The 22488-nt window shown below is 57.2% G+C and carries 21 protein-coding genes; 5 read left to right on the top strand and 16 right to left on the bottom strand.

Annotated features, from left to right (window positions below; genetic code table 11):
- The first annotated feature begins 41 nt into the window (after nucleotides 1–41).
- Together AALG83_07420 and AALG83_07415 are read left to right on the top strand one after the other, a co-directional pair.
- Nucleotides 42–1925, top strand: coding sequence for a peptidoglycan-binding protein (locus tag AALG83_07420; GenBank protein MEY8382983.1), 1884 nt, complete (start codon nucleotides 42–44; stop codon nucleotides 1923–1925).
- Nucleotides 1926–2059: 134 nt separating this feature from the next.
- Nucleotides 2060–2563 carry a DUF6882 domain-containing protein gene (locus tag AALG83_07415; GenBank protein ID MEY8382982.1) on the top strand — a complete coding sequence of 168 codons (504 nt, stop codon included), beginning with the start codon at nucleotides 2060–2062 and terminating at the stop codon, nucleotides 2561–2563.
- 58 nt (nucleotides 2564–2621) lie between these two features.
- Here the strand turns inward: AALG83_07415 and AALG83_07410 are convergent, their stop codons facing one another.
- From AALG83_07410 to AALG83_07390, 5 genes are all read right to left on the bottom strand, one after another.
- Nucleotides 2622–4496: a HAMP domain-containing sensor histidine kinase gene (locus AALG83_07410; protein MEY8382981.1), complete on the bottom strand. Its 1875-nt coding sequence runs from the start codon at nucleotides 4494–4496 to the stop codon at nucleotides 2622–2624.
- Nucleotides 4493–5194, bottom strand: a complete 702-nt coding sequence (locus AALG83_07405; GenBank protein ID MEY8382980.1) for a response regulator transcription factor — start codon at nucleotides 5192–5194, stop codon at nucleotides 4493–4495. The genes AALG83_07410 and AALG83_07405 overlap by 4 nt, the downstream gene beginning before the upstream one ends.
- An 81-nt stretch (nucleotides 5195–5275) precedes the next feature.
- A complete protein-coding gene (locus AALG83_07400; protein MEY8382979.1) occupies nucleotides 5276–5854 on the bottom strand; it encodes a DUF3267 domain-containing protein in 579 nt (192 codons plus the stop codon).
- 68 nt (nucleotides 5855–5922) lie between these two features.
- On the bottom strand, nucleotides 5923–6054 hold the full coding sequence (locus AALG83_07395; protein MEY8382978.1) for a hypothetical protein: 132 nt from the start codon (nucleotides 6052–6054) through the stop codon (nucleotides 5923–5925).
- A gap of 19 nt (nucleotides 6055–6073) precedes the next feature.
- The gene (locus AALG83_07390) at nucleotides 6074–7204 is read right to left on the bottom strand and encodes a sodium ion-translocating decarboxylase subunit beta (GenBank protein MEY8382977.1); all 1131 of its coding nucleotides are present in this window, start codon (nucleotides 7202–7204) and stop codon (nucleotides 6074–6076) included.
- Nucleotides 7205–7379: 175 nt separating this feature from the next.
- On the opposite strand from AALG83_07390, the gene AALG83_07385 reads away from it, so the two are divergent.
- Nucleotides 7380–8222: a transporter substrate-binding domain-containing protein gene (locus tag AALG83_07385; protein ID MEY8382976.1), complete on the top strand. Its 843-nt coding sequence runs from the start codon at nucleotides 7380–7382 to the stop codon at nucleotides 8220–8222.
- A gap of 48 nt (nucleotides 8223–8270) precedes the next feature.
- Here the strand turns inward: AALG83_07385 and AALG83_07380 are convergent, their stop codons facing one another.
- From AALG83_07380 to AALG83_07360, 5 genes are read right to left on the bottom strand one after another with little or no spacing between them, the layout of a single operon-like run.
- On the bottom strand, nucleotides 8271–9227 hold the full coding sequence (locus AALG83_07380; protein MEY8382975.1) for an RluA family pseudouridine synthase: 957 nt from the start codon (nucleotides 9225–9227) through the stop codon (nucleotides 8271–8273).
- A 16-nt stretch (nucleotides 9228–9243) separates the two neighbouring features.
- Nucleotides 9244–9732 carry a GNAT family N-acetyltransferase gene (locus AALG83_07375; GenBank protein MEY8382974.1) on the bottom strand — a complete coding sequence of 163 codons (489 nt, stop codon included), beginning with the start codon at nucleotides 9730–9732 and terminating at the stop codon, nucleotides 9244–9246.
- A gap of 3 nt (nucleotides 9733–9735) precedes the next feature.
- Entirely contained in the window at nucleotides 9736–11073 is a 1338-nt protein-coding gene (gene dnaB, locus AALG83_07370) for a replicative DNA helicase (protein MEY8382973.1), read from the bottom strand.
- A 10-nt stretch (nucleotides 11074–11083) separates the two neighbouring features.
- Nucleotides 11084–11530: a 50S ribosomal protein L9 gene (gene rplI, locus AALG83_07365; protein ID MEY8382972.1), complete on the bottom strand. Its 447-nt coding sequence runs from the start codon at nucleotides 11528–11530 to the stop codon at nucleotides 11084–11086.
- A 28-nt stretch (nucleotides 11531–11558) separates the two neighbouring features.
- Nucleotides 11559–12578, bottom strand: coding sequence for a DUF2232 domain-containing protein (locus AALG83_07360; GenBank protein ID MEY8382971.1), 1020 nt, complete (start codon nucleotides 12576–12578; stop codon nucleotides 11559–11561).
- A gap of 213 nt (nucleotides 12579–12791) precedes the next feature.
- Here AALG83_07360 and AALG83_07355 point away from each other — a divergent pair, with 213 nt between their 5' ends.
- On the top strand, nucleotides 12792–13574 hold the full coding sequence (locus tag AALG83_07355) for an N-acyl homoserine lactonase family protein (GenBank protein MEY8382970.1): 783 nt from the start codon (nucleotides 12792–12794) through the stop codon (nucleotides 13572–13574).
- Between the two features lie 44 nt (nucleotides 13575–13618).
- Here the strand turns inward: AALG83_07355 and AALG83_07350 are convergent, their stop codons facing one another.
- The 6 genes from AALG83_07350 to rbr all read right to left on the bottom strand — a co-directional run bounded on the left by AALG83_07350 (nucleotide 13619) and on the right by rbr (nucleotide 20863).
- Nucleotides 13619–14866, bottom strand: coding sequence for a hypothetical protein (locus AALG83_07350; GenBank protein ID MEY8382969.1), 1248 nt, complete (start codon nucleotides 14864–14866; stop codon nucleotides 13619–13621).
- A gap of 32 nt (nucleotides 14867–14898) precedes the next feature.
- The gene (locus AALG83_07345) at nucleotides 14899–16122 is read right to left on the bottom strand and encodes a hypothetical protein (protein ID MEY8382968.1); all 1224 of its coding nucleotides are present in this window, start codon (nucleotides 16120–16122) and stop codon (nucleotides 14899–14901) included.
- A gap of 69 nt (nucleotides 16123–16191) precedes the next feature.
- The gene (locus tag AALG83_07340; GenBank protein MEY8382967.1) at nucleotides 16192–17454 is read right to left on the bottom strand and encodes a hypothetical protein; all 1263 of its coding nucleotides are present in this window, start codon (nucleotides 17452–17454) and stop codon (nucleotides 16192–16194) included.
- Between the two features lie 70 nt (nucleotides 17455–17524).
- A complete protein-coding gene (locus tag AALG83_07335) occupies nucleotides 17525–18754 on the bottom strand; it encodes a hypothetical protein (GenBank protein ID MEY8382966.1) in 1230 nt (409 codons plus the stop codon).
- A 232-nt stretch (nucleotides 18755–18986) separates the two neighbouring features.
- Nucleotides 18987–20216 (bottom strand): hypothetical protein, encoded by a 1230-nt coding sequence (locus AALG83_07330; GenBank protein ID MEY8382965.1) that lies wholly within the window; start codon nucleotides 20214–20216, stop codon nucleotides 18987–18989.
- Nucleotides 20217–20326: 110 nt separating this feature from the next.
- Nucleotides 20327–20863 (bottom strand): rubrerythrin, encoded by a 537-nt coding sequence (gene rbr, locus AALG83_07325; protein MEY8382964.1) that lies wholly within the window; start codon nucleotides 20861–20863, stop codon nucleotides 20327–20329.
- A 109-nt stretch (nucleotides 20864–20972) separates the two neighbouring features.
- On the opposite strand from rbr, the gene AALG83_07320 reads away from it, so the two are divergent.
- Nucleotides 20973–22382, top strand: coding sequence for a spore germination protein (locus AALG83_07320; protein MEY8382963.1), 1410 nt, complete (start codon nucleotides 20973–20975; stop codon nucleotides 22380–22382).
- Nucleotides 22383–22488: the final 106 nt, after the last annotated feature.

Genomic DNA, 22488 nt, shown 5'->3' with positions numbered 1-22488 from the left:
ATAATGCAAATCAAAGTATTCTTATTTAGGAAAGCAGGACTATGAAACAATTTTTGAGAAAAATCAAGCTTTTCTGGAAGCAAATGCTCCTGAACCTGAAACGGAGACGGCGCATTTCCAATTACCGGCGGACAAGCCCCCGGCGCAGAGCCGCCAGCGCCATCAAAAGGGCTCCTCTTTCGGCGCCCAGGCAGCAGGCAGTGCAGGACAAGGCGCCTATCGCCGCGCCCAGAGCGCCCAAGGCAAAGCCGGCCTCTGCCAAAGCCTTTTTCGCGCAGGTTTGGGCCAGCGTTTGCAGTTTCTTTGCAGGCATTCCCGCCTTCTTTGGCAAGATGCCCGCATTTTTCCGCAAAGTGCCGGGGTTCTTACGCAAAATCCCGCAGCTGTTTGCCGCTCTTCCGGCGAAGTTTGCGGCATTTTTCCGTGAAACCCCGTCCCTCTTCCGCAAGATGAGCCGCAAGGCCATCGTCTCGCTGGCGACGGCGCTGGTGCTCATCGCCGCGGCGCCCATCGCGGTTTCTGCGGCGGTCAAAAGCTCCGAACAAAAATCCGAAGAGCAGGCGCAGGCCGCGCTCTCCACTGCCGTGCTCACCGCGCCGCAGCCGGAGGAGCCGCCCCGCCACGCAGAGCCTGGCATGACAAACCCGGTCGTCTCTAAAATTCAGAGCAGGCTTACCGAGCTGGGCTATATGGGCGAGGACGAGCCGACGCTGACCTACACCGAGCAGATCGGCACGGCCGTCGGCCTGTTCCAGCGCAGCAGCAGCCTGGAGCAGACGGGCATCGTCGACGAGGGGACTTATACCGCCCTGTTTGCCGAAGATGCGCCCAAGTATGCCGTCTCGGAAGGCATGGACGGCGACGACGTCACCGAATTGCAGCATCGTCTCTGGGACCTTGGCTATATGAGCAAGGCCACCGGCCATTATGGCAGCGAGACGACGGCGGCTGTCCAGAAATTCCAGGAGCGCAACGGCCTGGCGGTGGATGGCGCCATCGGCGAGCAGACCCGCGAGCAGCTGTATTCCGAAGAGGCCAAGGCCAACGTCCTGGCCAAGGGCGAGGTCAGCGAAGATATCCGCTCCTATCAGAAGCGCCTGAAGAATTTGGGCTATCTGACGACCGAGCCGGACGGCAAATACGGCGACGACACGGTTGCCGCAGTCAAGCGGTTCCAGATGGTCAACGGCCTGATTTCGGACGGCTATATCGGCCAGGAAACCCGGCTGATGCTGCTCTCGGATAACGCGGAGTATAACTCCATCTCCATCGGCGCCAGCGGCGACGACGTTACCCGCATTCAGGAGCGGCTCAAAGAGCTGAAATATATGTCTAAAGTAACGGGGTACTTTGGCGAGGATACCAACAATGCGCTTAAATCCTTCCAGAAGCAAAACGGCCTGACCGTGGACGGGAAGTTCGGCGCGCAGACCAACGCCAAGCTGTTCTCGGACAGCGCGAAGAAAGCGCCCGCCGTCTCGAGGCCGAGCAAGGGCGGAAGCAGTGGTAGCGGCAAAAAGCCCAGCGATCCCGGCTCCTCCAACAGCGCGGGCGTCGAGGCATTTATCGCAGCGGCGCGCTCCAAGCTCGGATGCCGCTATGTGCTGGGCGCCAAGGGCCCCAACCAGTTCGACTGCTCGGGTCTGGTCTACTGGGCGCTGAACAAGGCGGGCGTCAAGCAGGGTTATATGACCTCTCACGCATGGCGCAGCACTTCCCGCTATCAGCGGCTCACCAGCATGAGCAGCATTCGCCGGGGCGACGTCATCGTCTTTAAGATGGGCGCGACCCGCGGGCATGTCGGCATTGCGGTTTCGGGCGACACCATGATCGACGCCTCGACCAGCAACGGCAAGGTTGTCCAGCGCTCCTTCCGCACTTCCTATTGGAATAAATACTTCTACTGCGCATACCGCATCTTCTAGCGCAGAGAGTGCCCAAAAGCCCTGCTTTATTTTCAAGGCAGGGCTTTTCTTTTCCCGGGAAATCCGGCTTCTGGGCAGGAAAAGGCAGGGCGGGGCGCGAATATTAACAAAATCACAAACAGCAGGAGAAAACCATGGCCGAGGAACAGAAAACCATAACCGAAGAGCAAAAACAGCAAAGCCTGGCGAAATTTGAAGAGTATATCAGCCGGGCTGCCAGCTATTATAACCAGCGCGCCGCGGCGCTTTTTGAGCAGTACCATTTAAAGGAGCTGGGCGTGCAGTCCATCGGCTGCGACCTTTCCAAAGGCGTGCTGGCCTTTAAGAAAGATGGCCAGGCGGTGCTCAGTTTTTCCGCACAGCCTCTCTTTTTTTGGGACGAGGCAGAGGGCAGCATCCTTTGGAGCTGGGCAGACGGCAGAGTGGGCGGCGCGCTCAGCGAGCAGATGCTGCGCTTAAAAGAGCTCTATGCCTACACCGACTGGGATATTTTCCTCTCGGATACGGCCGCAACCTCCTCCGAGACAGTGATGGGGCTGGTTGCGCTGTGTATGTATCACCTGGGGGCGCTGGCCATGTTTCCGCTGGAAGTAGACGGCGGAACCATGTTTTTGGCGCTGACCAAAAAGCTTTCCTGATTTTGGCAAATAAAAAGAGGGTATGCAAAAGCATATCCTCTTTTTTGATTGCCCCGGCCTAGATGAGCGGCGCCGCCGGGAAACAGATCTGCACTTTAAAGAGATCGCCGTCTATCTCGATATCGAAGGTGCCGCCTTGGAGCTCGGTCAGGCTGCGGGCGATGGAAAGCCCCAGGCCGCTGCCCTCCGTGCTGCGGGCGGAATCGCCCCGCACAAACCGCTCCATCAGCTCGCCCGGCGAAATATTCAGCCGATCCCTGGAGATGTTTTTCAGCGAGATGGCCACATTCTGCCCGGCGAACGCCAGATCCAGATACACCCGGGTGCCTTTCTGGGCATATTTGCAGATATTGCCCAGCAGGTTATCCAGCACCCGGAAAAGATACCGGCCATCCGCGTAGATATAGGCTTCATCCGGCAGCTGCGCGATGAGCTCCAGCTCCCGGGCGCTCAGCCGGTCGGTATATTCCCCGGCCGTCTGACGGCAAAGCTCGGCAACGTCCGTCAGCTGCAAATCCACCTGCAAATTGCCCGTGGATGCCTTAGATGCCTCCACCAGATCTTCGATGAGCTTTTTGAGCCGCTGAGACTGCCGCTCCAACACCGCCAGATACTCCTGCGCCCTCTCTCCCGGAATCTGCTCCTTCCCCAGCAGATCCACATAGTTGACGATGGAGGTCAGCGGCGTTTTGATATCGTGCGAGACGTTGGTGATCAGCTCAGTTTTCATGCGCTCGCTCTGCATCCGATCTTCCACAGCCCGGGAAAGGCCGCCCCCGATATTGTTGAGCGTCTCGGCATGCCCGCGCAGTGCCCGGTTCATGCCCTCTGCATTGATTTTATAATCCAGCGCGCCGTCTGCAATGCGCTCCCCGCCCCGAAAAATCTCCTGAAGCTGGATGCCGCCGCGGCAAAGCCAGATCAGAACAAAGAAGTTCCCCGCCAGCGTCAGAATCACGAAAAACTCGTTCCCCTCTGCCGCGGCAATCAGCAGCAAAAAGCCATTGGCAAAAAGATAGGCCAGAAAAGTCAGCGCGATTTTCCATGTCAGCTTAAAATTAGAAAATACTTCCCGCAAGCGCAGGGCGAGCCAGCGCCCCACGCGGTATACAACCGCGCTCTGCCACCATTTCCCGGCTTTGAGCCGGGTTGCCATGCTCAGGCAGGCATCCAGCGCCAGCAGCAGCCAGGCCAGGCAGAAAGGCACGGCGCCCAGGAAAAACCCGGAGATCCTGCCGAGATCCATTTGATACAGCACTCTCTCCGTCAAAAATGCCAGCATTAACCCCAGAGTGAGTATCAGCGCGGCAAAGAGATCCAGCGGGATGCGATCCTGCCAGTTTTGCACGATCTCCTCATGCCCGGCCTTATGCCCGGCCGCGCAGAAAAGGAAAATTACCATGCCCAGCGCCCCTGCCGCAAAGATGCCCAGCCAGACGATCATCGAATGCTTTTTGGGCGCCAGCTGAGAATAGAGCAGGTAGCTTTGATAATAATCGTCCTGCGCCGTGATCTCCCGGACAAACCCATATTGATGATACACCGTCCCGTCCGGCATGATATATTCGCCGTAATCCACAGTCTGCTCCGGCTCTCCCTCAAAGTTTTTCAGCAGAATATTGCCGGATTCATCCGCAACATAAAAGCAGTAGTTGGTCTCGCCCTGCATGAGCCGCTTTTCCAGGTATTCCCGAAGATACTCGGCATTCTCCTGCTGCCCATAGCAAAGCTCCAAGTATTCGAAAACCTGCGCCACATAATTTTCTGTGATATTTGCCGCCTGCCGCGAATCCAAAAAGCTCTCGCTCTCATAATAGCCGCAGCCCTCCATATAGGCGATGCCCGAGCCCGCGCACAGGCAGCCCACGACAAAGAAGACGAGCAGCAACAGCGCCGCGATTTTCGCCGGCAGGCTATGCGTCAGTTTTTTCACGTCGAAACCTCTCTTTCAAACTTATAGCCCAGCCCCCATACGACCTTCAGATAGCGCGGATCCGCAGGATTGATCTCGATTTTCTCCCGCAGGTGGCGGATATGCACGGCAACCGTCCCCTCCTGTCCGAAAGCCGGGTCTTTCCAGACGTTTTCATAGATCTCCCGGATGGAAAAGACTTTGCCCGGGCTCTGGATGAGCAGCCGCAGAATGTTGTATTCGATGGGCGTCAGAGAGACGGGCTCCCCATCCACCGTAACCTGCTTGCTCTCGTCGTCCAGGCAGACGCTGCCCACTTCGATGCGCGCCGAGCCGGGCATCTGGATGCCGCCCAGGCGCGTATAGCGCCGCAGATGCGATTTGACCCGCGCCACCACTTCGATGGGGTTGAACGGTTTTGTGATATAATCATCCGCGCCAATATTGAGGCCCAGCACTTTGTCGCCGTCCTCGCTTTTGGCTGTAAGCATGATGATGGGGATATTGCTCGTCTCCCGCAGTTTGGCCGTCGCCGTGATGCCATCCATTTCGGGCATCATCAAATCCATCAAAATCAGGTGAACCTCCTGCGCGGCCACAGCTTCCAGCGCCTGCTTTCCGTTATACGCTTCCAAAACTTCATACCCTTCGGCCGTAAGGTAGATCTTCAGCGCGGATACAATATCCCGATCGTCGTCGCAAACCAAAATATGATACATCACAAACCTCCTGCCAATATGGTAGCATTTCAGATTTTAAAAACACAGTAGGCAAAAAATTGCGTTTCCTTTAAAATTTATTTAACAATCTTCTTTTTTGAGATAAAGCCGCATGGAGACGCCGTCGTCGTTCACCAGCAGCCCGGCCGGCGCGCGCAGGCAGAGGCACACCACATAGAGATCTCCCGCCGCGCCCGAAAGGTTCATGGCCTGAATGAAATACGCCGCCAGAAACCAGGGCCCCTGCGCCAGCGCACAGAGAACTGCCAGCACAGCGCCCCAGATGGCCACCGGCGCCAGGGCAATCACGAGGTAATGCGCCTTGCAGAAATAGGCATCCCCTCTGCCGGCAAAGGCATAAAGGCCGGTGAAGCCATAGTTTGCCTTTTGGCCGCAGAAAATGCGGATGAAAATGCCGTGCACCCATTCATGCGCAATCGGATAGACAAACGTGCCCAGCAACAGAGCCAAAAGCGGCAGCAGCGGCACACCGCCCCAAAGCACCGAGCCCAGCATGGGCAATACGGGCGCCAGCATGGCCAGCATTGCCGCGCCCGCCGCCATATTCAGCCAAAATGCCAGTTTCTTATCCTTCTGCAAATCGATTTCCCGGATGAGCCCATAGCCCTCCGGCAAGCCGATATCACTTTGCGCCCTCATCTGCCTCCTCCATAAGAAAAGCGGCGGGGCAAATTTCCCCGCCGCCTTTGCCCAAATTGCTTTGCGCGCTATGCGTCTTTTTTCTTGCGGGCAAAAACCGCGCGCATGGCTGCGACGCCCGCATAAATTGCGCCCATGGTGGCAAACAGGCCCAGCATGCCGTATGCCATCAGCAGCAACGAATTGACAAATCCGTCCATGTTCTTCTCCTCCTTATGCTCAGCCGAAAATGCCGGATGTTACCAGGTTGATGAGCAGGCCGCCGGCGATAACCGAGGCGATCTGCCCGGCGACGTTTGCGCCGGCCGCGTGCATGAGCAGGAAGTTATTCGGGTCTTCCTCTCTGCCCATCTTATGCACAACCCGGGAGGCCATGGGGAAGGCCGAAATGCCTGCCGCGCCGATCATCGGGTTGACTTTCTTTTTGGTGAAAAGGTTCAGGAATTTCGCAAACAGCACGCCGCCCGCCGTATCGAAGATAAAGGCGATGAGGCCCAGGCCAAGAATTGCCAGCGTCTCCAGATTCAGGAATTTATCCGCCTGCATCTGCATGGCAACCGTGATGCCCAGCAGCAGCGTGATAAGGTTTGCCATGACGTTTTGCGCCGTCTCGGAAAGCGAGCGCAGCACGCCGCACTCCCGGATGAGGTTGCCGAACATCAAAAAGCCCACCAGCGAAACCGACTTTGGAGCGACGAAGCCCGCGATCATCGTAACGAACACCGGGAACATGATCTTGACGATCTGGGGAACATCCCTCTGCTTATATTCCATGCGGATTCTGCGCTCTTTTTTGGTCGTCAGCAGCCGAATGACAGGCGGCTGGATGATGGGCACCAGCGCCATATACGAATAGGCCACGACCATGATCGCGCCGACTTTTCCGGAGCCCAGCAGGTTTGCCACGAACAGCGCCGTCGGGCCGTCTGCCGTGCCCACAGAGCCGATGGCCGCCGCATCCGCCATGTTGAAGCCGAGCAGGGTCGCCAGCGAGAGCGTCACGAAAATTCCAAACTGCGCCGCCGCGCCAAAGAGCAGCATCTTGGGGTTGCTCAAAAGCGGGCCAAAATCGATCATCGCGCCGACGCCGATGAACAGCACCAGCGGGAACAGCTCGTTGGAAATGCCGGCCGCATCCAGCACGTTTAGCACGCCCACTTCCGCCCCCTGGGTGATGGCGCCCGAGAGGGGCAGGTTGACCAGAATCGTGCCAAAACCGATGGGGAGCAGCAGCGAGGGCTCCATCTCTTTTTTGATGGCCAGATAGATGAGCAGCGCCCCGATGAGCCACATCACAACCTGCTGCCACGTAATGTTTGCAAAATTGCCAAATAATACGTTAAAATCCATTTTCCTCTTTCCTCTACTTTTGTATTTCAATCAGGCAGTGTTTCTTCGCTTATTCTAACATTTCCAGCAAAATTATTCAACACACTTCTCTCCTCCTTTGCGGATTTCCCAGCTCTTTGCCCCGCATTGCGAAAATTTGTGAAAAATGCTAAACTAGAGGCAAAGTGAGGATGCTATGAGAAGATACCGCCAACAACCGAAATTTCGCCTGGAAACTTTGTTTAACCGATACACCTATAAATACTGGATCATCGGCGCGGCCGCCGTTCTGCTGGCCGTGGCCGGCGCTCTGTTCTGGAAAAGCGCAAAAAAACTGCGCCCGGCAGAGACGGCCATGTATGCGCAGGAGGAGATCACCATCGGCATCGCCAATTCCCGTTTCTCCAGCCCGGGAGAGGATGGCCTCCCATCCGGGTTCGACCGGGATGCCGCCGAGGAAATTATTCACGCCGTCTACCCGGATGCCAAGCTGAATTTCGTCGTCATCCCGGCAGAAGAAGCCTCCTATCAGCTCAAAATCGGGGAGATCGACCTGGCCATGGGCGAACTGACATATAACGTGCTCAAGACCCAGGGGCTCTCACTTTCGGACGGCTATTTCCGAGACAGCGTCCATGCCTACGTTGCCCAGGGCAGCCCGGTTTCCATCGGCTCGCTGAACGATGCGCGCCTGCTGGTGATGACCAGCGAATTGCAGCGCGCGGATATCCGCAGCGCGCTTTCCGAGCGGGAGATTGCCGCCTCCGAGTTTCTAAACTGCTCCTCCTACCCGGATGCCATCGCCGCCGTCAACGCCAAAACCAGCAATGCCGTCATCGCGCCGCGCTGTAAGATGCAGGAATTCGAGCACGACCTGGTCATGGTGGAAGAGCCGCTCTGCGGCATTTCCTACCGCATTGCCGCCTGGAAGAGCAATTCGGATGCGATTCAGCTTTTCAATGCCGCCATCGCCTCCAAGCGGACAGACGGCACCATGGATGCCATCGCGCAAAGATATGGGCTGGAGCAGTATCAATAGGCCGGTTGGATCGGCGCAAAAAAGAGCAGGCAAGATGCCTGCTCTTTTTTATTCCCGCCCATCCTGCAAAACTACGCACTCCGCGCCGGCTTCATCCAGCGTGGGCAGATAGGGAAAGCCGATGCGGTCCGTGGCGAAAGAGCGCCCGTTGAGATAGGCCAGCGTGTTGTTATTGCCCGTCTCAAACAAAATCCGATACGACCACAGCGCCTGGAATTTGACGCCATAGCGCTTGTTCATCCGGCGGTTGCCGTATTTATCGTCGCCCAGAATCGGGAATCCCGCCCAGGCCATCATGGCCCTGGCCTGATGCGTGCGCCCGGTAACCAGCTCAAGATCCACCTGCGCAATGCCGTCGCCCAGTTTTTCCAGGGCATAGCGCGTTACTGCCGGCTTCGCGCCCCTGGCCGGAGCCGGCAGCACCCGCACTTTGGCCTTGCCCGCGTCTTTGATGATGTAAGCCGAGAGTGTCTCCTGCCGCTTGGGCCTGCCGCAGACGATGGCCTTATAGAACTTGCGCACCCGCCGCTGGGCAAACGCCTCCACCAGCGCCTCATACATATCCTGGTTTTTGGCCACCAGCACCAGCCCGCCTGTATAGTGATCCAGCCGATGGCAGACGAAGGGCATGCGCCCAAAGCGGGGATCGTAGTCCCCGTTTTCCCGCATATATTCCTCGGCCACCGAGAGCAGCGTGGGCTTGCCATCCGGCTTATCCTCCAGGCAGGAAAGGCCCGGGGGCTTATTGAAAATCAGCAGGCCGTCGTCTTCATAGAGCAGGCCGACGTCCGGCAGATAGTCCTTATACTCCTTTTCCACATAGAGATCTAAAATATCGCCGGCCGCCAGCGGGATATCCTTCCTGGCCCGCACGCCGTTGACGCGCACACAGCCCTTGCGCAGCAGGCTTTCGGCCTCGCTTTTTTTCATGGCCGCCAGCATATCCTGCATACAGCTCTTTAAATTTTTCCCATCCTGCCCCTGGGGCACAACTAGTTGTATCATCTTCGTGTCTTGCTGTTTAGTGTATGGTGTTTTTGGCGCAGTCTTCCCCGCATTTGGACGGGAAGCGCGTCTCCTCTTTTTTCAGGCGCATGAGCACATGCTCCTGCCCCTCCTCCAAAAACGGCTCGCCCTCCGCTTGGAAGCCATAGCGCTCGTAAAAGCCTTTGGCCTGCATTTGGGCGTGGAGATAGATCTCCTTTGCGAAATCGAACCCGCGCAGGATCATCAGCCGCGTCATCAGATCCCCGATGGATTGGCCGCGGTATTCCTTCAAAACGCAGATGCGCCCGAGAAACAGCTTTGCGCCGTCGAAATACAGCCGCCCGGTGGCCACAGGGGTATCGCCGTCGAACATCAGGGCGTGCATGGCCTGCTCGTCGAACGCATCCCGGTCTGCCTCCGCCGGGAAGCCCTGCTCCTGCGTAAAAACCTTTTGGCGGATCTCCATCACAGCCGTCAGATCCTGCTGGCCGGTGATCCATTTTCCCGTAATCATTGCTTGCATATGCTATTCATCCTCCCGGAAATCCACTTCCAGGTATTTGGTCTGCTCGCCCTTCCACATGACGTTGATGGTTCCCGTCGGGCCCGAGCGCTGCTTGGCGATGATGATGCTGGCATCGCCCTTATGCTGCTCGTCGTCGGAATAGTAGTCCTCCCGGTGCAGGAACAGGACGACGTCTGCATCCTGCTCGATTGCGCCGGATTCCCGCAAATCCGAGAGCATGGGCCGCTTGTTTTCCCGCTTCTCTGTGGCACGCGAGAGCTGGGAGAGCAGCATGATGGGCACCTGGAGCTCCTTGGCCGCGACTTTGAGCGAGCGGGTGATCTGCGAGATCTCCTGCTGGCGGTTTTCCGAGCGCCGGCCCGTATCCATCAGCTGCAAATAGTCGATGACGACCAGCCCGATATCCCCGACCTGCTGGCGCAGCCGGCGCAGCTTTGCCATCATCTCCGTCGGGCCGATGATGGCCGTATCGTCGATATAGATGGGCGCGCCTTCCAGCGGCACCATGGCGTCTGCCAGGCTGTAGAAATCCTTCTCCGAGAGCGCGCCCGTTCTGGCGTTCTGCGAATCTACCTGGGCTCCGGCGCAGAGCAGCCGCATGCCCAGCTGATCCCGGCTCATTTCCAGCGAGAAAATGGCCACCGGCCTGCCCTCTTTGACGGCCACATGCTCGGCGATATTGAGCGCAAAGCTGGTTTTACCCATGCCCGGGCGGCCGGCCACGACGATGAGCTGGGAAGGCTGGAAGCCCGAGAGCTTTTTATCCATGAGCGGGAAGCCCGTGGCCACGCCCATCAGGCCGTCTTTGGATTTGGCCGCTTTGGAGATGAGCTCATAGCTCTCCATCAGCGCCGTGCGGACGTGCACCAGGCTGCGCTCGGTCTGCTCGTCTGCGATTTTATAGACGAGATCCGAGGCGATATTGAGCACTTCCGCTGCGGGTGCCTCGGCCTTATAGCTTAAATCCGCGATCTCCGCGCAGGCAGCAATCAGCCGGCGCAGGCGGCTTTTTTCCTTGATGATGCCGATATAGACATCAATATTGCGCGTGGAGGGCACGGCCTGGGTGAGATCCGAAAGATAGGTCAGCTCTTCCAGGCTGAGCGGCGCGCCCTGCTCCATCCGCTCGGTTACCGTAACGAGATCGACCGGCTTTGAGAGCGCAGAAAGATCGTACATCGCCCGCCAAATGCGCCGATGGCTCTCCACATAAAAATCCTCTTCCCGCAGTTTTTCCACCGCGGCAAGCACGCAGTTTTCGCTGAGCAGCATTGCGCCCAGCACAGATTGCTCCGCCTCCATGCTGCTGGGGGGGACGCGCCGAATCACCTCTGGCATATGCTCTCCCCTACGCCCGGACGACGTCTACTTTGATGGTCGCGGAAACCTCGGCATAGACTTTCACGGCGACGTCGTACGTCCCGAGCTCTTTGATGCCGCCCGAAAGAGCGATTTTCTTCTTATCCACTTCGATGCCCATGCTCTGCTTGAGCGCCTCGGCAACCTCCGCCGCCGTTACCGCGCCAAACAGCCGGTTTCCCTCGCCGCATTTTGCCTTTAGCTGAACCGTCTTGCCCGAGAGCTTTTCAGCCAGGGCCAGCGCCTCTGCCTTTTCCACGAGTTTTTTATGCTTGGCCGCATCCTGGGCGACTTTGGCCGCGTTCAGGTTCTGCGCCGTCGCCTCCTTGGCCAGGTTTTTGGGGAACAGGAAGTTGCGGGCATAGCCATCGCTGACGTTTACAATCTCGCCCTTCTTGCCCTTCCCTTTGACATCCGCGTTTAAAATAACTTTCATGATAAAAACCTCCTATTATCCTAAGCTTCTATAATTTGATCACCTTGATATGCCTTCTCAGCTGCATTCCCTGCTCCACGGCCCCGGCCGTCATGAGCAGATAGGGCGCCAGCAGATAGAGCACGGCGATGATCGCGCCCCTGCCATAGGGGTTTTTGATCTTCAGCCGCAGCAGAAAATCCACGAACGACATGCCCTCGATGGCGAAAACCGCCGTTACCAGCCCAAAGAGCATATCCCCCATCAGCAGGAGGGATTCCCAGCCAAACAGCGAGGGCAGCATAGACGCCGCAAACAGCAGGATCATGTAGACGCCCTGATCCTTTGGCAGAAAGAACTCGGAGAACGCCGGAACCGGGGAGACTTTGCCGCCGCTCCGCCTGCTCAGCGCCCGGCTGATGAAATACGTCAGCGCGCCGCCATAGACGCAGTAGTTGACGCTTAAAACAGGCAGATACCCCGAAAGCACGGAGCGCAGCGCATTGAGCTGCTCGCCCGCCGTAACATACGCGACAACCTCTTCCATGGGCGTCAGCAAAAACGTCTCCAGCGAAAACGCGCCGGCCGAGATCTCCCCAGCATGGAACAGGCAGTAGGCCAGGCTGGATGCCTGGGCGTCGTTGGCGAAAAGCCAGGCCAGGTAGTCCACGATATAGCTGACGGGATCTTTGCCCAGCAGAAACTGCACGGCCCAGATGCCCGCGCCCACCGAGAGCGCCATCGCCCCGCCCATGACGATCAACCCGTCATACGAGCGGCGCACCAGGCGCACGGCAATAGAGCCCAGCAAAAAGACGGGCAGCGCGATGGCCACCAGAAATGCCCCGCTTTGCCCCAGAAGCAGGCAGGCCGCAAAGCCGCTGAGCACGGCGCATGCCGCGCCCCAGCCAAAGCCATGCCGCGCCCCGATGAACACCCCGGGAATGGCCATGATGGGCAGCGTAATCCAAACCGCCCTGGAGATACAATATAGCGCAATCTGGGCCGCCAGCGCAATGGCAAGCTCTAAAACCGCGCTGCCCAGTTTTTTTGTCGTCGTCTGTTCCACTTCTACCTCGCGAGTGATATATCAATTCTATCTTATCATAACACAACTTTGCCCCCGCCGCCACAATGCCGGCGCAATATTTTTGCGCCGCGATTGACATCTTCGCCCAAACCCGGTAAGCTCTAATCAAAGGAGTTCTTCTCTCCTTCTCTTCTTTGTGCAAAATGAAAAATGAGATGCCTGCTTTGCAGGCGTGCGTGAAAGGAAAAGAGTATGAAGTTTTATGTGCTGGATACGGGATATTTGGATGGCGAAAAAGACAGCGTCGTGCACGATACCAGCCGGGAGCCGGATAAGAGCCTGCTTCCCATGCCTGTGCTGGCCTTTCTCATCGAGCATCCGGACGGCCTGATTCTCTATGATACGGGCAGCAACCCCAAGGCCATGGAGGGATATTGGTCCAAAACCATGCAGAGAAAATTCGCCCTGCACCAAACGCCCCAGCAGCGGCTGGAGGCACAGCTGGCGCTCATCGGCGTGCGGCCGGAAGAGATTGGCCGCGTCATCCTCTCGCATCTGCACCTGGATCACACGGGCGGCCTGCCGCTCTTCCCTCATGCGGACGTCTATGTCCCAAGCGCGGATTATGTGAACGCCCTGCTGACCATCCATTCCAGCTCGGACCCTGAACAGCACGGCGGCTATATCTGGGGAGATTTGACGGCTCCCCTCAAAAAAGTGCACCTGATAGAGGAAGACGGCGAATTTTTGCCCGGCATCGAGATCGTCAATCTGCCCGGCCATACGCCCGGCCTGCTCGGCCTGGTTCTGCACTGCGAAAGCGGCGTCTATCTGCTGCCCCAGGATGCGGCATACGTCTCCGCCAACTATGAGCGGCCGCCCATCCTGCCCCGCAGCCCCTTCGACCGCGCGCTGTATGCCGCCTCCATCGAAAAGCTGCACCATCTCCAGGAGAAATACGATGCGACCATCATCTTCCCGCACGATATCGGGCAGTTCGCCTCCCTGCGCAAAGCGCCGGAGTTCTACGAATAAAGCCATAAAAAAAGAAGCGGAGCTCCGCTTCTTTTTTGTTTGCTCTATACCGGCTTTGGCTCCAAATCCATCGGGTCCCAGTCCAAAATCTCGTAATAATGCCCGCGCACCATTTGCAGGAGCAGCTTTTCCTGCTCATTTCCCAGATCCAGCTGGCAGTATTTGCCGATGGCCGCGTCGATGCCCTCTTTTTCTATGCAGGCGGCAATCTCCATGGAAGCCGCATCCTCCGGGTGGCGGTAGAAAAAGGCATAGGCGATGGCGCGCGTCAGGAAATAGGGCAGAATCCCGTGCTTCAGGCAGCAGAGCGCCGGGCCGGTCAGCCGGTCTTTTCTGGAAAGCTTGCGGATGGGGTCGTTGGCGACGCGGAAAATCGCATCCGGCATACCGTCGGCCAGCATGCGCGACCACCAGTCCTCGCCCTTCTGCGCCCGGGCGCCCAGGGCCAGTTCTTCCCGGGTAAAGCCGTATTCCAGCAAAACCGCCTGGGTGGCCTCTTCCTGGCAGGAATCCACGCATTTACGGATATAGGCGACGCCTGCGCCCTCGTTCGTGTAGGTGAAGCCCCATTTGGCCGAAAGCATGGCCAGCGAGCAGCTGCGCACATTGCCGCACCAGACTTTGGCCACAGCTCTGCCCACCATCTTATCCATCAGCCGCAGGTTGACGCCCTCCGGAATCTCTCCCTTAAACCCTTCTTTATCTACGGGCAAATCCGGGTAATCCGAGGCCCAGACGGCCAGCTCATCCTCGGCCAGCTGCTCGGGCTTTGGAATAAAGCCGCCGCGGTAGGTCAGCGTGCGGACCAGGCCGATATACTTCTCATAGTATGCCTGCTCCTGCGGCGAGAGCTTTGCGCGGATGCGGGAATCGAACTGCTCGAACGCATCGATGACGTTGACGCAGAGCAGCACATCCAGCGTATCCTCTAATCCCAGGGCACAGCGCTTTTTGACGGCATCCGCCAGCAGCTCTGCCAGCTCGGGGAAAGCCCCGGGGTAGGTGTGCAGGGAAGCGTAGTTGGTTTTGCAGAGCGCATCCACGCACTGCTCCCGCTCTGTGGCCGTGCAGAAGGCCTCATAGCCCGAGACTTTCTGCTTTACCGTCTCCCCCGACTGCTCGCCCGTAACGAACAGCGTATAGTAGCCCTGATCCCGCATTTTCTGCGTCTGCACCGGGCTGTGCACCAGAAACGTCAGCGAATAGCCCGCGCTTCCGAATAAATCCGCCAGGTAGCCGCAGCCGATTTTGCCCGCGCCAATCAGCACCAGGTGTTTCTTGCATTTTTCCACTCTCTTTTCTCCTCTCATCCGTTCGGGCAGGGCTAGGCCTGCCTGCTGTACGCCAGCTCCTCATACTGCGCGCAGACCAGCTGCCGCAGCAGCCGCTCCTCCGGCTCTGCATCCGAAAGCCCGCAGTATTTTTCCAGCGCCGCCCCCACGCCGTTTGCCGCGATATACTCCTGCAATTCCACAGCCGAGGCATCCGCATCGTTATGGAAGAAGCACATGAGCGCGATGCTTCTGGCGATGAAATAGGGAAGCTTGCCATGGCGCAGGCAGGCCAGCGCCGGGCCCACCAGCCGCTCCTGCTTTTGCAGTTTGCGGATGGGGTCTGCCGCCACCCGGTAAACCGTGTCCGTATCCTCCGGGTTCATGCTCTTTTCCCACTGCCTGCTGCTATCCTCCTGCGTGCGGGCAGAGAGCTTCAGATCCTCATCCGTAAAGCCGAACTCCGCCTTGATGGCGAAATCGCTCTCCCTTCTGGCCGCATCCACGCAGGCGCGGATATACGGCTGCACGGCGCCTTTCCACAAAAGCTCGTGCCCGGCAAACTGGGTATAGGCGGCAAGCGTGCAGTGCCAGAGGTTGATGCCCCAGAGCTTTGCCGTCAGATGGCCGGTAAAGCGATCCAGTTTGCGGATCTGGATGCCTTCGGGCAGCTCACCCCGAAACGCCTCCGCATCCACGGGCAGATAGGGATAATCCGAAGCCGCAACGGCAATCGGGTCCTCCGCCAGCATTTCCGGGGTCGCCCCGTTGCCGCCTCGATAGGTCAGCGTGCGGATCAGGCCGACTTTCTCCTCCAGATACGCCCGCTCCTCCTCCGTCTCAAGCCGCTCCAGAATGAATTTTTTGATCATCTCGTCCGAGCCGAAGAAGTTGACGCACATCAGAACATCCAGCGTCTTCTGCACGCCGTTTTTCACCCGCAGGCGGATGCCCTCGCCAATCAGATGGCCCACATCCGCGCAGGCGTTCGGGTAGATATGCACAGTGGCATAATCTGCCTGGGCGATGGCCTCGGCGCACTGCTCCTGCTCGGTTACGGTGCAATAGGCCGCATAGCCGTCGATGCGCACTTTGCGCATCTCTCCCGTGGCTTCGCTGGTCTGAAAAATCGTATAATACCCCTGATCGCGCATTTGCTGCGTCTGAACTGGGCTATGCACAAGAAACGTCAGCTCATACCCGGCGTGATAGAGAATATCCCCCAAAAAGCCGCGGCCAATTTTTCCCGCGCCAATCAAAACTGCCTTCTTTGCCATGCTCTTTCCTCCTAATTCCTTTTTGCATTGATGAAATTAGTATAGCAAGAAAATTTCTTTTTTACAACACTAATTTGCAACTATACTCGTATCGTTTCTTTTGGGAAACGCATTTCTGGCCGCCTTTTGCAGCTGGAAATCCCGATCCTGCGCGGCAACCAGCTGTTTTAGCAGCTTCTCTTCGGGGACATCGTCCGAAAGGCCGGAATACTTCTCCATCGCGGCCATCAGGCCATGCTCCCGGATATACTCCTCCAGCTCCACCGCCTGCTCATCCTTCTCGTTGCGGAAGCGATACATGAGCGCGATGCTTTTGGAGATAAAGTAGGGCAGGCGGCCATGGCGGATGCAGGCCAGCGCCGGGCCCACCATGCGCTCTTCCTTTTCCAGCTTGCGGATGGGATCCGCCGCCACGCGGTAGACCGAATCCTTATCCTGCTTCTTTTGCAGCTTTTTCCAGTATTCCTCATAGCGCATATCGTGGCTGCCCTCGCTCAGCTCTTCCAGCGTGAAACCAAACTCCCGGGTAACGGCAAAGAGCGCCTCCTCCCCGGCCTCGTCGATGCACATGCAGCTATAGGGATCCTGCGCCACCCTCCACATCTGCGTTCCGCCCAGGAACTCGGAATACAGCGCCATAGAGGCATGACGCATATTGCCGCTCCAAAGCTTATTGATCAGCCGCCCCTCAAAGCGATCCAGCAATTTGAGCGGTGCATCCGCCGGAATCTCGCCCTTAAACGCCTCCTGGTCCGCAGGCAGATCCTCGCTCCCGCTGACGATGACGGCATTGGGATGTGCCTGCAAAAACCGCTCATCCGGCTCGTAGCCGCCGCGGTTGGTCAGCGTCTCGATTAGGCCAATATTCTTCTCGAAATACGCCCGCTGTTCTTCGGTTTCCAGCTGCTCCAAAATCAGCTTTCTGAACACCTTCGCCGGGCGAATGGAGTTGACGCAGAGCAGCACGTCCAGCGTGCTCTCCTCGCCCTGCTCCACCTTGCGCTTCACCACCCGCGCAAGAAGCTCCGCAATATCCGGATAGGATTTGGGATAGAGATGCACAGAGGCATACTGCGTCTCGCAGAGCGCCTGCACGCACTGCTCCCGCTCCTCGGCCGTGGAATACACCTCGTAGCCCGAGATAAAGCGCTCCTGCATCTCGCCCTCATCCGAAACCTTATAGAACGGGTATTTCCCCTCGCGGCGCATGCTCAGCGTCTGCCGCATGCTGTGCGCCAGAAAAACCAGTTTGTAGCCCCGCGAATAGAAGAGATCCGCGATATATCCCTTGCCAATGTTGCCCGCGCCAATCAGCACGATCTTTTTCTGCATTTTTTATCTCCCCTCTTATTTCCAGCCATGCAAAAAACCCGGCAGCTAAGCCAGCTGCCGGGCCCGCGTTTTAATACTCAATATCGAACGGATCCATCTCGCCTGCCTCGTAGTAATGGCCGACGATCAGCTCCTTTAAGAGCCTCTCGCTGGGCTCATCATCCGAAAGGCCGGAATATTTGGTTACGGCGTCCCAGATGCCGTTCTCGGCAACATAGGCCAGAATCTCGCAGGCGGCCGGGTCGTTCTCGTTTTTGAAGTAGTAGCCCATGGCCGCGCCGCGCGCCAGATAATAGGGCATTCTGCCGTGCCTCATGCAGGCCAGCGCCGGGCCGATAAACCGGTCGCCCTTGGCCAGCTTGCGGATGGGGTCTGCGCCGATGCGGTCCAGCAGGTCTTTTTCCGAGCGATCCACCTTATCCGGGTCAAACCGCTCCTTCTTCTCGGGGAAGATTTCCTTCAGCTCCTGCATGGTGAAGCCAAATTCCGCGCAAAGCGCAAAGTTGGCCTCGCTGGCCGCCAGATCCCGGCAGCGGACGATATACAGGTTGCTGATGGATTCATCGTAGTAGGTATAGCCGAACTTGCGGCCGTAGTAGGCCGTGCAGCAGTGCCGCATGTTGATATTCCAGATTTTCTGCGTCAGGCGGCCTTCCATCTTGTCGATGAGATGCAGGTTCATGCCCGCCGGCGGCTCGCCCTTAAAGGCTTCGCCGTCCGCCGTCAGGTGCGGCGTATCCCCGGCATAGACGGCAATCGGGTCTTTTGCCAGCTGCTCCGGCGTGGGGACCATGCCGTTGCGGTGCACCAGGCATTCCGAGAAGCCGACTTTCTCCTCCAGGTATGCCCGCTCCTCAGGCGTGGAGAGCACTTCGTTAATATAGCCTTTGAGAATCTGCGTGGGCTTTAGGAAGTTGACGCAGATGAGGAAATCCAGCGTCTCCTGGTTGCCCTCTGCGATGCGCAGCTGAATGGCCTTGCCGATCATATGCCCGATGGATTCGCATGCCCCCGGAAACACATGGATGCTGCCATAGTTGGTATCGGCAATCGCCCGGACGCACTGCTCCTCTTCCGTCTGCGTGCAGAAAGCGTCGTAGTTTGAAATTTTGAACACCTCGTCCGGCGCATCCGCGTGCGCCATGTTGACGGTGTAATACCCCTGCTCCCGCATTTTTTTGACGAGCTCCTCGCTGTATTCGAGAAACGTCAGGTGGTAGCCGATTTGTGAAAAGAGATCAGCAAGATAGCCGCGGCCAATTTTACCCGCGCCAATCAAAACAGCCTGTTTTTTCGCCATTGTTTTATCCTCCTATGAAATTCAAATCTCTTTCTTATTATATAACAACCGCCCGGCTCTGTATAGAGCATGGCCCTACGATATTTTTTTACTGATTTCCCGCCGCCAAGCGGCGCATCAAAAAAACGGCCCCGAAAGGCCGTCTTTTGATGCTGTCCAATCAACTGGAGGTTATGCCCCCGCTGACTAGAAAATGACACCCGCCCAAGAGGCAGGTGTCATCTTTCCTAAGCTATATTTTCTTGTAGTAGGGCATATCGAAGCAGTCGCCCTCGTTTACATCGAAATACTGTGCCAGGATGAGCTGGAAGAGCATCTCCTCTTCCTTTTTCGAACGATCCAGCTGGCAGTATTTCTCGATTGCCTTCTCGATGCCGTTTTCCTTCAGGTATTCCTGAATCTCGACGGCCGCCGCATCCTTCGGGCTCTCAAAATAGAACATCATCGCCGCGCTGCGGGCCAGGTAGTAGGGGATTCTTCCATGCTTGAGGCACAGAAGCGCCGGGCCGACCAAGCGGTCGTTTCTGGCGAGCTTGCGCTTGGGATCCTGGGCGATGCGCGTCAGCGGATCTTCCACATCCGGGTTGACGGAAGCGGGATCGAAGCGCTCCTCTGGATGCTCGCGCAGATTCGTCTCCTCCATGCCAAACTCCGTCGCGATGCCCCAGCTGGCCTCTCTGGCGCAGAACGCCGCGCATTTTCTCACATACGGATCGTTCTGGCTCTGCCAAGCCCACTGATAGCCCTTTCTCTGGCCGAAAGAAGCGTTGGCCAGGTGGCTCGTGTTGCCCGCCCAGATTTTATACACCAGCCGCGCCGGCATATGATCGCGCACAGGCAGCTTGACGCCCTCCGGAATCGTGCCCTTCCATTCGTCGCCCACGGGCAGATAGTCGTTGTCGCCCGAGAGGATGGAGAGCTCGTCTTCCGCGCGCATATCGGGCATCGGGTCTGCCCCCAGGCGGTAGACCAGGGATTCCACAAAGCCCACATGCTCCTGCATAAAGGCGGCCTCTGCTTCATTCAGCCGCTCCAGCATATACTTTTTGAAGATATCGCCGGGGTAGACGAAGTTGACGCAGAACAGCAGATCCAGCGGCTCGGTATTGCCGTTTTGATAGCGCAGCTTGACGGCATCGCCCAGCATATGCCCGATGGATTCGCATGCCCCCGGGAAAACGTGAATGCTGACGTAGTTGGTATTTGCGATGGCGTTCAGGCACTGCTCGTATTCCGTCTGGGTGCAGAAAGCGTCATAGCCCCGGATGACCGACTTATCATAGCCGGGCTTATCGCTGTGGCTGCGGAAAACAGTATAGTAGCCCTGTGCGCGCAGTTTTTGCACCAGCGCTTCGGAATATTCCAGGAAAGTCAGCTTATATCCCGCGTCGTTGAACAGATCGGCGATATAGCCCCGGCCGATTTTGCCGGCGCCAATGAGAACGAGTTCTTTTTTTGCCATAGTAATCCTCCTGTTTGGTTTTCAAATCTCCCCTTCAGTTTAACATAAAAGTTTTCAAAAAAAAAGAACCCGGCAAAATTTTGCCGGATTCTTGGTGCCAATCTGCTGTTTTAATAGTTCTTTGCCTCGATCTCGAAATACGCCTTTGCATGCGAGCATACCGGGCAGACTTCCGGGGGCGTCTCTCCCGTATGGATATAGCCGCAGTTTTTGCAGACCCATACCGCGCCTTCGTTTCTGGAGAAAACTTTTCCCTCTTTGATGTTCTCGTGCAGCTTTTTATAGCGCTCCTCATGGGATTTCTCGATCTCGGCCACCATCGTGAATTTATGGGCGATCTCGTCAAAGCCCTCCTCTTTTGCCTGCTCTGCGAACTGGCGGTACATCTCCGTCCACTCATAATTCTCGGTCTTTGCGGAATCCTTCAGGTTCTGCTCGGTCGTGCCGATGCCGCCCATGATGTATTTGAACCAGATTTTCGCATGGGCGCCCTCGTTTTTGGCCGTCTCATGGAAGATAGAGGCGATCTGCTGGTAGCCGTCTTTTTTGGCCTGCGCCTCAAAAAAGCCGTATTTGCCCCAGGCCTGTGTCTCCCCGGCAAAGGCCGCATACAGGTTTTCCAGTGTCTTTGAATCTTTCAGTTCCATAAAAAGTCTCCTTTTGCTTGGTTTGTTTTCCTATTTTTCCCGGTTTTTTGGTTTTCATACGCATAGCGGCGCCGATTTCGCGCATTTTAAGAGGGAACGGAGGTTTTTTATGCAGACAAAGTGGCAAGAGCAGATCGCATCTTTCGACGACCGGATGCGCACGGAAAAAAGTTTCGATATCATCAAGCGCCGGCTGGACGTCCATGGACATACGGCCTATCTTTATATGATAAACGGGTTTGCCAAAGACGACATTTTGGAGAAGGTTACCCGGTTTATGCTCTACGAGACCAACAGCGATATTCCGCAGGATATCACGCCCAGCCAGTTTCTGGAAAAATATATCACATATACCGAGGCCAGCGTCTCGGGCAATTTTGACGACATCTCCCGCCAGCTTCTGACGGGCTCTATCGTGCTGTTTATCGACCTCTTCCCCGAGGCGATTCTGATGGACGCCTGGGCCTACCCCAGCCGGGGCATCGAGGAGCCGGAGGATGAGAAAGTGCTGCGCGGCTCCCACGACGGTTTCAGCGAAATTCTGGTGCAGAACACCGCGCTCATCCGCCGCCGCATGCGCACGGAAGATCTCGTCATGGAAAAGCACATGGTCGGCTCCCGCTCCAAGACCAACGTCGTGCTGGCCTATCTGAATGAAAAGGTGGACCAGGATTTCCTCAAAAAACTGCAGGATAAAATCGATCATCTAAACGTCAATTCCCTGACTATGGCGCAGGAGAGCCTGAACGAGGCGCTGATGGACAAAGGCTGGTATAACCCGTTTCCCAAAGTGCGCTATACCGAGCGGCCGGATGCGGCCGCCGCCAGCATTGCCGAGGGGAGCATCGTCGTTATTATCGACAACACCTCCTCCGTCATGATTCTGCCCGCCTCCTTTTTCGATTTCATGCAGGACAGCAACGACTACTGCTTCCCGCCTGTGGTCGGGACGTATCTGCGCTTCGTGCGCTCCTTCGTCTTTTTCATGACGATTTTCCTGACGCCCATCTGGTATCTGCTGGTCAAAAACCCCGCGTGGGTGCCGGATTGGCTGGCCTTCGTGCAGATCGAGACGCCCAACTCGGTGCCCATCATCGCCCAGCTGCTCTTTTTCGAGTTTGCGCTCTCCGGGCTCAAGCTGGCCTCGCTGAACACGCCAAACTCGCTCTCCAACTCCTTCAGCGTCATCGGCGCGCTGATTTTGGGCGATTTCGCCGTGCAGGCGCACTGGTTCGTGCCAGAAGTCATCATGTATATGGGCCTGGTGGCCGTGGGCAACTTCGCCCAGCCCAGCTATGAGCTTGGCTATGCGTTCAACCTCTGCCGCATCATGCTGCTGGTGCTCATCTGGCTCTTCAATCTATGGGGCATGATCCTGGGCGTCCTCATCATCGTGCTGCTGCTGGCGACCAACAGGACCGTCTCGGGCAAGAGCTATCTGTATCCGCTCATCCCCTTCAACGGCGCCGCCTTAAAGCGGCTGCTCGTGCGCTGCCGCATGAGCAATAAAAATAGTTAAAATCCGCCATGCTTCTCCTTGACAGCGCCGGAGCCAGCGTGTAAACTGATAAACGGGCAAGAAATTCTTGCCCGTTTATCGGCACAGAAGTTAGCCTCGGCTAACA

Source organism: Christensenellaceae bacterium 44-20 (genome assembly GCA_041223705.1).
In the GTDB taxonomy this organism is placed as follows: Bacteria; Bacillota; Clostridia; order Christensenellales; family Christensenellaceae; genus QANA01.
This window is presented reverse-complemented; position numbering and strand designations above follow the sequence as displayed.

Excerpts from the sequence above, each read along its gene's own strand:
- AALG83_07400 (MEY8382979.1), bottom strand. The coding sequence starts at position 5,854 with ATGAGGGCGCAAAGTGATATCGGCTTGCCGGAGGGCTATGGGCTCATC.
- AALG83_07395 (MEY8382978.1), bottom strand. The coding sequence starts at position 6,054 with ATGGACGGATTTGTCAATTCGTTGCTGCTGATGGCATACGGCATGCTG.
- rplI (MEY8382972.1), bottom strand. The coding sequence starts at position 11,530 with ATGAAAGTTATTTTAAACGCGGATGTCAAAGGGAAGGGCAAGAAGGGC.
- AALG83_07345 (MEY8382968.1), bottom strand. The coding sequence starts at position 16,122 with ATGGCAAAGAAGGCAGTTTTGATTGGCGCGGGAAAAATTGGCCGCGGC.
- AALG83_07330 (MEY8382965.1), bottom strand. The coding sequence starts at position 20,216 with ATGGCAAAAAAAGAACTCGTTCTCATTGGCGCCGGCAAAATCGGCCGG.
- AALG83_07415 (MEY8382982.1), top strand. The coding sequence starts at position 2,060 with ATGGCCGAGGAACAGAAAACCATAACCGAAGAGCAAAAACAGCAAAGC.
- AALG83_07390 (MEY8382977.1), bottom strand. The coding sequence starts at position 7,204 with ATGGATTTTAACGTATTATTTGGCAATTTTGCAAACATTACGTGGCAG.
- AALG83_07380 (MEY8382975.1), bottom strand. The coding sequence starts at position 9,227 with ATGATACAACTAGTTGTGCCCCAGGGGCAGGATGGGAAAAATTTAAAG.
- rbr (MEY8382964.1), bottom strand. The coding sequence starts at position 20,863 with ATGGAACTGAAAGATTCAAAGACACTGGAAAACCTGTATGCGGCCTTT.
- AALG83_07375 (MEY8382974.1), bottom strand. The coding sequence starts at position 9,732 with ATGCAAGCAATGATTACGGGAAAATGGATCACCGGCCAGCAGGATCTG.
- AALG83_07335 (MEY8382966.1), bottom strand. The coding sequence starts at position 18,754 with ATGGCGAAAAAACAGGCTGTTTTGATTGGCGCGGGTAAAATTGGCCGC.
- dnaB (MEY8382973.1), bottom strand. The coding sequence starts at position 11,073 with ATGCCAGAGGTGATTCGGCGCGTCCCCCCCAGCAGCATGGAGGCGGAG.
- AALG83_07340 (MEY8382967.1), bottom strand. The coding sequence starts at position 17,454 with ATGCAGAAAAAGATCGTGCTGATTGGCGCGGGCAACATTGGCAAGGGA.
- AALG83_07385 (MEY8382976.1), top strand. The coding sequence starts at position 7,380 with ATGAGAAGATACCGCCAACAACCGAAATTTCGCCTGGAAACTTTGTTT.
- AALG83_07355 (MEY8382970.1), top strand. The coding sequence starts at position 12,792 with ATGAAGTTTTATGTGCTGGATACGGGATATTTGGATGGCGAAAAAGAC.
- AALG83_07405 (MEY8382980.1), bottom strand. The coding sequence starts at position 5,194 with ATGTATCATATTTTGGTTTGCGACGACGATCGGGATATTGTATCCGCG.
- AALG83_07420 (MEY8382983.1), top strand. The coding sequence starts at position 42 with ATGAAACAATTTTTGAGAAAAATCAAGCTTTTCTGGAAGCAAATGCTC.
- AALG83_07320 (MEY8382963.1), top strand. The coding sequence starts at position 20,973 with ATGCAGACAAAGTGGCAAGAGCAGATCGCATCTTTCGACGACCGGATG.